At 68.1% G+C, this 10,249-nt stretch carries 10 protein-coding genes and 1 pseudogene; 2 read left to right on the top strand and 9 right to left on the bottom strand.

Translation table 11 applies throughout. From position 1 onward, the window contains the following. Positions 1 to 35 precede the first annotated feature (35 nt). Positions 36 to 686: pseudogene (locus E2651_RS35985) on the top strand (LacI family DNA-binding transcriptional regulator); the annotation flags it as partial. A gap of 74 nt (positions 687 to 760) precedes the next feature. Here E2651_RS35985 and prcA read toward each other — a convergent pair. From prcA to arc, 6 genes are all read right to left on the bottom strand, one after another. Then, complete coding sequence (gene prcA, locus E2651_RS35980) at positions 761 to 1,585, bottom strand: proteasome subunit alpha (protein ID WP_135335464.1); 825 nt, start codon at positions 1,583 to 1,585, stop codon at positions 761 to 763. 53 nt (positions 1,586 to 1,638) lie between these two features. Further along, complete coding sequence (gene prcB / locus E2651_RS35975; protein ID WP_135335463.1) at positions 1,639 to 2,484, bottom strand: proteasome subunit beta; 846 nt, start codon at positions 2,482 to 2,484, stop codon at positions 1,639 to 1,641. Next, positions 2,436 to 2,654 (bottom strand): endonuclease VII domain-containing protein, encoded by a 219-nt coding sequence (locus E2651_RS45700; protein ID WP_245239441.1) that lies wholly within the window; start codon positions 2,652 to 2,654, stop codon positions 2,436 to 2,438. Before E2651_RS45700 ends, prcB begins: the two co-directional genes overlap by 49 nt. Positions 2,655 to 2,846: 192 nt before the next feature. Further along, the gene (locus tag E2651_RS35965; protein ID WP_135335462.1) at positions 2,847 to 3,065 is read right to left on the bottom strand and encodes a ubiquitin-like protein Pup; all 219 of its coding nucleotides are present in this window, start codon (positions 3,063 to 3,065) and stop codon (positions 2,847 to 2,849) included. A gap of 125 nt (positions 3,066 to 3,190) precedes the next feature. Beyond that, a complete protein-coding gene (dop, locus tag E2651_RS35960) occupies positions 3,191 to 4,702 on the bottom strand; it encodes a depupylase/deamidase Dop (protein WP_135335461.1) in 1,512 nt (503 codons plus the stop codon). A gap of 213 nt (positions 4,703 to 4,915) precedes the next feature. Next, positions 4,916 to 6,682, bottom strand: coding sequence for a proteasome ATPase (gene arc / locus E2651_RS35955; protein WP_135335460.1), 1,767 nt, complete (start codon positions 6,680 to 6,682; stop codon positions 4,916 to 4,918). Between the two features lie 253 nt (positions 6,683 to 6,935). Between arc and E2651_RS35945 the strand changes: the two genes are divergently transcribed. Then, positions 6,936 to 7,247, top strand: a complete 312-nt coding sequence (locus E2651_RS35945; protein WP_135335459.1) for a ferredoxin — start codon at positions 6,936 to 6,938, stop codon at positions 7,245 to 7,247. Between the two features lie 84 nt (positions 7,248 to 7,331). Here the strand turns inward: E2651_RS35945 and E2651_RS35940 are convergent, their stop codons facing one another. The 3 genes from E2651_RS35940 to E2651_RS35930 all read right to left on the bottom strand — a co-directional run. Then, a complete protein-coding gene (locus E2651_RS35940; protein WP_135335458.1) occupies positions 7,332 to 7,910 on the bottom strand; it encodes a hypothetical protein in 579 nt (192 codons plus the stop codon). A gap of 236 nt (positions 7,911 to 8,146) precedes the next feature. After that, positions 8,147 to 9,049 (bottom strand): tRNA (adenine-N1)-methyltransferase, encoded by a 903-nt coding sequence (locus tag E2651_RS35935; protein ID WP_135335457.1) that lies wholly within the window; start codon positions 9,047 to 9,049, stop codon positions 8,147 to 8,149. A 50-nt stretch (positions 9,050 to 9,099) separates the two neighbouring features. Next, positions 9,100 to 10,249 (bottom strand): site-2 protease family protein (locus tag E2651_RS35930; protein WP_135335456.1); only part of this gene is annotated, 1,150 nt, incomplete at its 5' end.

Below are 10,249 nucleotides of genomic sequence, written 5' to 3'. Positions count from 1 at the left end.
CATGAGCGTCTCGTGGGCTCGGAGATTTGTATAAGAGACAGTCCCTGGACGGCGTCCTCGCCTCCTCCATGGCCGCCGACGCCCTCGCCGCCATCCGGGGCGACGAACTCCCCCTGGTCATGCTCGACAGCGACCCCGCCGGCAGCCTCGGCACCGCCACCGTCAACCTCGACATCGCCGACGGCATGCGCCGCGTCACCGAACACCTCCTGTCCCTCGGCCACCGCGACTTCCTGCACCTCGCGGCAGGCGTGGACACCTGGACCTTCGACGTACGCGCCGACGCCCTCGCCGGGTCACTGCGGGGCACCGGAGCCGTCGTACGCACCGTGCGGGCGCCCCTCACCGTCGAGGACGCCCGCGCCGTCACGGAGACCGCACTGGCCGCACCGGGACCCCGCCCCACCGCGCTCGTCTGCGACGACGACATCCTCGCCGCGGGCGCCTGCAAAGCGGCCCGCAGACTGGGCCTGCGGGTCCCCGAGGACCTCTCGGTGACCGGCTTCGACGACCTCACCCTGGCCACCGCCGTGGAGCCCGAGCTCACCACCGTCCGACTGCCCGCAGAGCGCTTCGGCGAACGCGGCATGGCTTCGCTGCTGGCCGTCCTCGACGGCCGCACACCCCGCCTCGACACCCTCCCCGTGGAGCTGGTCGTCCGCGGCTCGACCGCCCCCGCGCCCTAGCCACGTACCGCACACACGAGAACGCCCCGCGCCCCGGCCGCAAGGCCAGGACACGGGGCGTACACCGAACCGAACTACTCCTCGGTGGAAGCCGACCCGGAGTCGGACCCGGAGTCGGGCCCGGACCCGGAGTCGGCAGCCGAGTCGGAACCCGCATCCGTCTCCTCCGTGTCGGAGGCGGCGTCCGTGGGCGCCGAAGCGTCCCCTTCGAGCAGCCGCGCGAGCTGACGCCCGACGATCCGCTTGAACTTCCGCTGCTGCGGCCGCGTACGGTCGAGCACCGCCACCTCGAGCCGCTCCGCGGGGATCTCCCGCTCACTGCCGTTGGTGTCGCGGGACAGCGACTGCACCGCGAGCTTCAGCGCCTCGGCCAACGTCATGTTGTCCCGGTGGCGCTGATCCAGATACGTACTGATCTGTTCCGCGTTGCCGCCGACCGCGACCGAGCCGTGCTCGTCCACGATCGAACCGTCATGCGGCAGGCGGTAGATCTGATCGCCCTCGGCCGTCTCCCCGACCTCGGCGACGACCAACTCCACCTCGTACGGCTTCTCCGCCTGGCTCGAGAAGATCGTGCCCAGCGTCTGGGCGTAGACGTTCGCGAGCCCACGGGCCGTCACATCGTCGCGGTCATAGGTGTATCCGCGCAGATCGGCATAGCGCACGCCACCGATCCGCAGGTTCTCGTACTCGTTGTACTTGCCGGCGGCCGCGAAGCCGATCCGGTCATAGATCTCGCTGAACTTGTGCAGCGCACGGGACGGGTTCTCGCCGACGAACACGATGCCATCGGCGAACTGCAGCACAACAAGGCTGCGACCACGGGCGATGCCCTTGCGGGCGTATTCCGCCCGGTCGGCCATGGCCTGCTGGGGTGAGACATAGAACGGCGTCGACACCGGCTATCCGTCCCTTTCTGTCAGTGACTCAGTCAGTGGCGAATACGGATCGATCAGAGCAGCGCGGCCCGCGGACCGTCGGGCCGCTCCAGGCGCCGCTCAAGGATCGAGCGGGCGATCTCGGAGGACTCCTCATCCCCCAGCCGCCGGAAACCCTCGTCGGAGATCACGGTGACGATGGGATAGATCCGACGGGCGACATCCGGACCGCCCGTCGCCGAGTCGTCGTCCGCCGCGTCGTACAACGCCTGCACGACGAGCGTCGTCGCCTCCTGCTCCGTCAGGTCGTTGCGGTAGAGCTTCTTCATCGCACCGCGCGCGAACACCGAACCGGAACCGGTGGCCGCGAAGCCGTGCTCCTCGGAACGCCCGCCCGTGACGTCGTACGAGAAGATGCGCCCCTTCTCGCGGTCCACGTCGTACCCCGCGAAGAGCGGGACGACGGCCAGGCCCTGCATGGCCATGCCGAGGTTGCTGCGGATCATCGTGGAGAGCCGATTCGCCTTGCCCTCCAGGGAGAGCGTGGCACCCTCGACCTTCTCGAAGTGCTCGAGCTCCAGCTGGAAGAGCTTGACCATCTCCACGGCGAGACCGGCGGTGCCGGCGATGCCGACGGCCGAGTACTCGTCGGCCGGGAAGACCTTCTCGATGTCGCGCTGAGCGATGACATTGCCCATGGTCGCGCGCCGGTCACCGGCGAGCACCACGCCGCCGGGGAACGTCGTCGCCACGATCGTCGTGCCGTGCGGCGCCTCGATCACACCCTGCGTGGGCGGCAACTGCCGGTTGCCCGGCAGGATCTCGGGCTGATGCTCCGACAGAAAGTCCATGAAGGACGAAGAACCAGGCGTCAGGAAGGCAGCTGGTAGACGCCCGGTGCTACGAGTGTTGGCTTCCACGCGTTTCCTTCCAGGTAAGTGACGGCCCGACGCAGAGTGTCGGGATCATCTCCCAACTTGCCGATGGCCGAATTGCAGTTGAAGCACAGTACGCCACGGACCCTACCCGTCTCGTGGCAGTGATCCACATGCACGGCTGGGGCGTTGAGGCAGATCACACAGATCCCCATCTGGGAATCAACCATCTCGTCGCGCTCGGCCTTCCTGACGGCGCCGGTAGTGCGCAGCGCTGTATTCCGCCACGCACTTCCGACCAAGCGCCTGCAGGCCGTCCGTTCGATTCCTGTCAGCGGCGAACGAGGACAGCGACAGCGTCCGGGAACACTTGGGGCACCGCTTCTGATCGACGCCCGGCATGTCCGTTATTGGCCACCCTTCTGCACAAATGAGCGCACGAAGTCCTCGGCATTTTCCTCGAGTACGTCGTCGATTTCGTCCAAAACCGAGTCCACGTCGTCGCTCAACTTCTCCTGCCGCTCCTTGAGGTCCTCGGAGCCCTGCGCGTCCTGCGCCTGCTCCTCGGTCTCCTCGGTGGAACGTGTCGCCTTCTGCTGTCCGCCGCCGGTGTCCTTGGTCGCCATGTACCTCACCCCGCTCATTTCGGTTCGATGTACGTGATCAGACCCTATAAGCCGGGTCTGACATCGGCCCCGCACTTTCCTCAACGTCCGGGGACCACCTCGATGATTCCCCTGCGCCGGGCCTTTCAGCCTCCGGAGAGCACCCGTACTAGGTCCTCCGCCGTACGGCAGCGGTCCAGAAGCTCCTTGACGTGGTTCCGCGTCCCGCGCAGGGGCTCCAGTGTGGGCACCCGCTGGAGCGAGTCGCGACCGGGCAGGTCGAAGATGACCGAATCCCATGAGGCGGCGGCCACGTCGTCCGCGTACTGCTCCAGGCAGCGGCCGCGGAAGTACGCGCGGGTGTCCTCCGGAGGCTTCGTCTGGGCCCGCTCGACCGCCGGCTCGTCCAGGAGGCGCTTCATCTTGCCGCGGGCCGCCAGGCGGTTGTACAGGCCCTTGTCGGGGCGTACGTCCGCGTACTGGAGGTCGACCAGGTGGAGCCTCGCGGCGTCCCAGTCGAGGCCGTCCCGGCGGCGGTAGCCCTCCATGAGCTCCCGCTTGGCGACCCAGTCGAGCTCCCCGGAGAGGCTCATGGGATCGGTCTCCAGGCGGCCCAGGACGTCTTCCCAGCGGGTGAGGACGTCCTTGGTCTGTTCGTCGGCCTCGGAGCCGTACCGCTCCTCCACGTATTTGCGGGCCAGCTCGAAGTACTCCATCTGGAGCTGGACCGCGGTGAGTGTCCGGCCGCTACGGAGCGTGACGAGACGCTTGAGGGTCGGGTCGTGGGAAACCTGGTGCAGGGTGCGCACGGGCTGGTCGACGGCGAGGTCCACCGCGATGAAGCCGTCCTCGATCATGGCGAGGACCAGAGATGTGGTGCCGAGCTTGAGATAGGTCGAGATCTCCGAGAGGTTCGCGTCGCCGATGATCACGTGCAGGCGGCGGTACTTCTCGGCGTCGGAATGCGGCTCGTCCCTGGTGTTGATGATGGGCCGCTTCAGGGTGGTCTCCAGGCCCACCTCGACCTCGAAATAGTCGGCCCGCTGGCTGAGCTGGAAACCGTGCTCGTGGCCGTCCTGACCGATGCCGACGCGTCCCGCGCCGGTGACGACCTGCCGGGAGACGAAGAACGGCGTGAGGTGGCGCACGATGTCCGAGAAGGGGGTCTCCCGCTTCATCAGGTAGTTCTCGTGCGTGCCGTAGGAGGCGCCCTTGTTGTCGGTGTTGTTCTTGTAGAGGTGGATCGGCTGGGCACCGGGGAGCTGGGCGGCGCGCTCGGCGGCCTCCGCCATGATGCGCTCGCCGGCCTTGTCCCACAGGACGGCGTCCCAGGGGTTGGTTACCTCGGGTGAGCTGTATTCGGGGTGCGCGTGGTCTACGTAGAGACGCGCTCCGTTGGTGAGGATGACGTTGGCGAGGCCGATGTCCTCGTCCGTGAGCTGGCTGGCGTCGGCGGACTCGCGTGCGAGGTCGAAGCCCCGCGCGTCCCGCAGGGGGTTCTCCTCCTCGAAGTCCCAGCGGGCGCGTCGCGCCCGGTGCATCGCCGCGGCGTAGGCGTTGACGATCTGGGACGAGGTGAGCATGGCATTGGCGTTGGGGTGGCCGGGGACGGAGATGCCGTACTCCGTCTCGATGCCCATTACTCGCCGTACGGTCATGCGGCCCTCCTTGCCCGGCGGCGCTCCCCTTCGGGAACGGCGCTCAAGTACCGCTGGTTCTCCGGTGCGTGTGCGGTGCCCGTCCCCGCACTGCGCGACTCGGCGGTACCGAAGAGCCTAGAGCGCCTTTGCGCTGGTGGGGAGATCATTGTCTTCATTGAAAAACAGACGGCTGCGGGTACCCACGAAGGACACCCGCAGCCGCCCTGTCTTCTACAGGTACTGACCGGTGTTCGCCACCGTGTCGATGGAGCGTCCGGTGTCCGCGCCCTGCTTTCCGGTGACGAGCGTACGGATGTACACGATCCGTTCGCCCTTCTTGCCGGAGATGCGGGCCCAGTCGTCCGGGTTGGTGGTGTTGGGCAGGTCCTCGTTCTCCTTGAACTCGTCGATGCAAGCCTGGAGGAGGTGGGAGACCCTGAGGCCCTTCTGGTTGGCTTCGAGGAAGGCCTTGATGGCCATCTTCTTGGCACGGCCGACGATGTTCTCGATCATCGCGCCGGAGTTGAAGTCCTTGAAGTACAGGACTTCCTTGTCGCCGTTGGCGTACGTCACCTCGAGGAAGCGGTTCTCCTCGGACTCCGCGTACATCTGCTCCACGACGGACTGGATCATGCCGTGCACCGTGGCGCGCCGGTCGGCGCTGTGCTCGGCGAGGTCGTCCGCGTGCAGCGGGAGCCGCTCGGTGAGGTACTTGGCGAAGATGTCCTTCGCCGCCTCGGCGTCCGGTCGCTCGATCTTGATCTTCACGTCGAGTCGTCCGGGGCGCAGGATCGCGGGGTCGATCATGTCCTCGCGGTTGGAGGCGCCGATGACGATGACGTTCTCCAGGCCTTCCACGCCGTCGATCTCGGCGAGCAGCTGGGGGACGATGGTGTTCTCCACGTCCGAGCTGACGCCGGATCCGCGGGTGCGGAAGAGGGACTCCATCTCGTCGAAGAAGACGATGACGGGGGTGCCCTCGCTCGCCTTCTCCCTCGCACGCTGGAAGACCAGGCGGATGTGGCGCTCGGTCTCACCGACGTACTTGTTGAGGAGTTCGGGTCCCTTGATGTTGAGGAAGAAGCTCTTCCCCGCGGCCTGTCCGGTCACCTCGGCGACCTTCTTGGCAAGGGAGTTGGCGACGGCCTTCGCGATCAGCGTCTTGCCGCAGCCGGGGGGCCCGTAGAGCAGCACGCCCTTGGGCGGCCGCAGTTCGTGCTCCCTGAAGAGGTCCGGGTAGAGGTAGGGCAGTTCGACCGCGTCACGGATCAGCTCGATCTGGTTGCCCAGGCCGCCGATCTGTTCGTAGCCGATGTCCGGAACCTCTTCGAGGACGAGCTCTTCGACCTCGCTCTTGGGAACCACTTCGTAGACGTATCCGGAGCGTGGTTCGAGCAGGAGCGCGTCGCCGGGCCTGATGGTGACGTCGAGGAGTGGTTCGGCGAGCCTGACCACCCTCTCTTCGTCGGTGTGTCCGACCACCAGGGCCCGCTCGCCGTCCTCGAGGATCTCCTTGAGGGTGACGATGTCTCCGACGCTCTCGTACTCCATGGCCTCGACCACGTTGAGCGCTTCGTTGAGCATGACTTCCTGGCCACGCCTGAGCTCTTCGAGCTCCACGCTGGGGCTGACGTTCACCCGGAGCTTGCGGCCCCCGGTGAAGATGTCCGCCGTGCCGTCCTCGTTCGCCACGAGGAAGACTCCGAAGCCGGCCGGTGGCTGTGCGAGCCGGTCGACCTCTTCCTTGAGGGCCACGATCTGGTCTCGGGCCTCACGGAGCGTGTTGGCCAGCCGCTCGTTCTGTGCGGATACGCCGGCCAGGTTGGTCTGCAGCTCGACGATCCGCTCTTCGAGAATCCTCGTATGACGCGGAGAGTCGGCGAGCTTGCGTCGCAGGACGGCGATTTCCTGCTCGAGATAGGCAACCTGACCGGCGGGGTCTTCAGACCCTCGCCCCGGCCGGATGCCGCGGTTGATGTCGTCGTCGTGGGCTGCCACGGTCCTCACCTCCTCCAAGGGGAGCTGGACGCTTCCAGACCCTACCTGGGTGGGTGTCGATTGAAACCCCTAGATCAAAAAGACGATGGGGTGTGTCCGATCTTCACCCTTGCGCTCTCCCTCACGCCAGTGGAATACCCACCCAACAACATCGGAAAGCGGGCGGTTGTATCGTCGAAGCGTTCAACACCCGTCAGGGCTGGCCCGACTTGCCGCAAAGTCGGTTCGCCCGACGCAGCGATCGGCAGGAGAGATGACCGTGCAGAACGAGGCTGGGACCGGCCCTGAGGGCGATCCTCTGGAGGTCTGGATCGACCAGGACCTCTGTACCGGCGACGGCATCTGTGCGCAGTACGCACCCGAGGTCTTCGAGCTGGACATCGACGGTCTCGCGTACGTGAAGAGCTCGGACGACGAGCTGTTGCAGGCGCCGGGGGCCACAACGCCCGTTCCCCTGCCGCTTCTGCGGGATGTGGTGGACTCGGCGAAGGAGTGTCCGGGGGACTGCATTCATGTGCGTCGCGTTTCGGACAGCGTCGAGGTCTACGGTCCCGACGCGGCCTGAGGCCGTCGCGAACTCAGCGACGAGGAAGGGGTCTGTGCCCGCCGGTGACCGGCGGGCACAGACCCCTTCTCCGTGTCGGTTCCGTCACACGCTGTGTGCTCCGGCCGGTGTGGACCGTGCGAACGTGCCGTCCTTCCACTGCCACTTGGCGTCGTCCTGCTGATCGGGGCAGCAGCTGGGCACGTCGGTCGAGGAGTAGCCGAGGAGCGTGGCGGTGATCGCTCCGTCACGTACGGCGAAGTCGCTGACGTTCTGCCGGTCCTGCGGGTCGACGAGGGTGGCGACGACGCGGGGCTTGCCTTCCGTGGCGCGGGTGATCACGTAGACGCCGTCGGGCGGGGTGCCCGATCCGGCGGCGCAGTGCACCACGGCGACGGTCTCGGGTCTGCCGTCTCCGTCGAGGTCGCCGGAGGCCTTCTTCTTGACGACCGGTTTTACGTTTCCGCAGGTGATGGGGTACGTGACGGTGTCGGCGTCAGGGGCGGGCGCGGGGGCTGCCGCGCTCTTGCCGGAGGGCTTGGAGGCGGGCTGTGCGGCGTTCGCCGGGTCGGGCTGCAGGAAGGAGGAGCCCGCGATGACGGCGGCGAGGGCGGCCGCGGTGGCCAGCCAGTGGATGGGGCGGGTGGTGGTGTGTGCCAGTTCCGGGACGGCGGGGTTCTGCACTAGGAGGGTCTCCTGTGAGGGCTGTGCCGGTGGGGGAGGTGGCCAGCATCGTGCCATACCTCACAGTGAGGTGGAACACCGGGGTCCGGTGGGTTTCGCCGTTCTTCTGGTGCGCCGATGATTTTCTGGTACGCGTCTGGCGTTCTGTCAACGAAAAGGCGCCGCCGCCGAGTTCCCCGGTAGGTCGGGGAACTCGGCGGCGGCGCCTGCTTGTTGGACGGGGCTCGCCGCGCGGGTCAGCGCGGGGTGCCGCCGTCGGCGTTCGGACCCGAGTAGTCCTCGCCGTACGCGCCCTTGGCGGGGCGGCGGCGGCGCATGGGGGGCTCGACGCCGTCCGCGAGGCGGCGGGCGGTGAGCAGGAAGCCGGTGTGGCCGATCATGCGGTGGTCGGGGCGGACGGCGAGGCCCTCGATGTGCCAGTTACGGATCATCGACTCCCAGGCGGTCGGCTCGTTGAAGCCGCCGATCTCGCGGATGGACTCGACGGTCCTGGCGAGCTGGGTGGTGGTCGCCACGTAGCAGCAGAGGATGCCGCCGGGGACGAGCGCCTTGGAGACGACGTCCAGGCACTCCCAGGGGGCGAGCATGTCCAGGATGACGCGGTCGACGTCGGTGTCGCTCAGGTTGTCCTGGAGGTCGCCGACGGTGAGCTGCCAGGCGGGGTGCGGGGCGCCGAAGTAGCGCTCCACGTTCTGCTGGGCGATCTCGGCGAAGTCCTCGCGGCGCTCGTAGGAGTGCAGCATGCCCTGGTCGCCGATGGCGCGCAGGAGGAAGCTGCTGAGCGAGCCGGAGCCGACACCGGCCTCGACGACACGGGCGCCGGGGAAGATGTCGGCGAAGGCCAGGATCTGCCCCGCGTCCTTGGGGTAGACCACGGCGGCGCCGCGGGGCATGGACAGGACATAGTCGGGGAGCAGGGGGCGCAGCGCGAGGTAGGCGACGTTTCCCGTGGTGCGGACAACGCTGCCCTCGGGAGCACCGATCAGCTCGTCGTGGGGGAAGGAACCCTTGTGGGTGTGGAAGTTCTTCCCGGCCTCGAGCGTGAACGTGTAGTGGCGGCCCTTGGGGTCGGTCAGCTGAACCTGGTCCCCGACCTTGAAGGGCCCGCGTCGGCGGGCGGCACCGGTCGGTTCGGACATGTGACCAGCCTACCGGCCCGTGCGGGGGCCGCCGACCACGGTGGCGTACGTCAGCTGGGGCGGGCCATGGCCTTCACGAAGGCGCGCTCCACGTCAGCGGCGGAGAGCACTCCGTAGATCTCGCCGGAGTCCTCGATGACGAGGTACTCCGTGGCGGGTGTGGCCCGCAGGGTGTCGAGGAGTTCCTCACCCGCGAGTTCGGCGGAGACGCGCATGCCCTCGGTGATGTCCTGGGCGAGGCCGCTGACGGTGACCCAGGGGCGCCGGTGTTCGGGCACTCCGACGATCGCGGCCTCGCGGACCACGGCCATGGGGTCGCCGTCGGCGTCGACGACGACGAGGGCGCGGGCCCCCGCGTCGTTGGCGCGGCGCAGCGCTTCGGAGAGCGGGGTGCTGGTCTCGACGGGGACGGCGCGGCGGGTCAGGGCGCGGGCCCGCAGCTCGGGCAGGTGTTGGCGCAGGCGGGCCATGCGCAGGCTGTTCCCTGCGCCGGTCCAGATGATCGCGGCGAGGATCGCGGCGAGCAGGGCGTCGGTGACGGTGTCCATGCCGCCGATGTCCTGGGCCTCGCCGCCGAGCGCGCCGGACTGGTTGAGGAGGGGCAGCCCGATGAGGACGGAGATGGCGAGGGCGCGGCCGACCCAGGCGGCGGCGACGGTGCCGCTCATGGGCTTGCCGGTGATCTTCCAGACCACGGCCCGCAGCATCCGGCCGCCGTCCAGGGGCAGCCCCGGCAGGAGGTTGAAGGCGGCGACGATGAGGTTGGAGATCATCAGCCCGGCGAGCAGGACGCCCGGCACGGTGCCGGGCTCGACGGCGCGCATGCCGGCGTAGAACACCCCGGCGAGCACGAGGGAGAGCAGCGGCCCGACGAAGGCGAGGACGAACTCGCGTCCGGGGGTCTCGCTCTCCTTCTCGATCTCGGATACGCCGCCGAAGAACTGCAGCTGGATCCGGCGCACCGGCAGCTTGAAGCGCAGGGCGGCGACGGTGTGGGCCAGCTCGTGGACGAGCACGGAGGCGTAGAAGGCGACCGCGAAGAACAGGGACACCAGGTAGCGGACGCCGCCGAGTTCGGGCAGCACGCGGTCGAGCTGCCCGCCGAAGACCCAGGTGATGAGGGCGGCAACGAGGAACCAGCTGGGCGCCACATACACAGGCACCCCGAACGGCCGCCCCATGAGCAGCCCTCCCCCGGGC

Origin of the sequence: Streptomyces sp. MZ04 (genome assembly GCF_004684775.1) — a bacterium.
Taxonomy (GTDB): Bacteria; Actinomycetota; Actinomycetes; order Streptomycetales; family Streptomycetaceae; genus Streptomyces.
This window is presented reverse-complemented; position numbering and strand designations above follow the sequence as displayed.

Coding starts and splice junctions, on each gene's coding strand:
- E2651_RS35965 (WP_135335462.1), bottom strand. CDS start 3,065: ATGGCGACCAAGGACACCGGCGGCGGACAGCAGAAGGCGACACGTTCC.
- E2651_RS35935 (WP_135335457.1), bottom strand. CDS start 9,049: ATGTCCGAACCGACCGGTGCCGCCCGCCGACGCGGGCCCTTCAAGGTC.
- E2651_RS45700 (WP_245239441.1), bottom strand. CDS start 2,654: ATGGGGATCTGTGTGATCTGCCTCAACGCCCCAGCCGTGCATGTGGAT.
- E2651_RS35945 (WP_135335459.1), top strand. CDS start 6,936: ATGACCGTGCAGAACGAGGCTGGGACCGGCCCTGAGGGCGATCCTCTG.
- dop (WP_135335461.1), bottom strand. CDS start 4,702: ATGACCGTACGGCGAGTAATGGGCATCGAGACGGAGTACGGCATCTCC.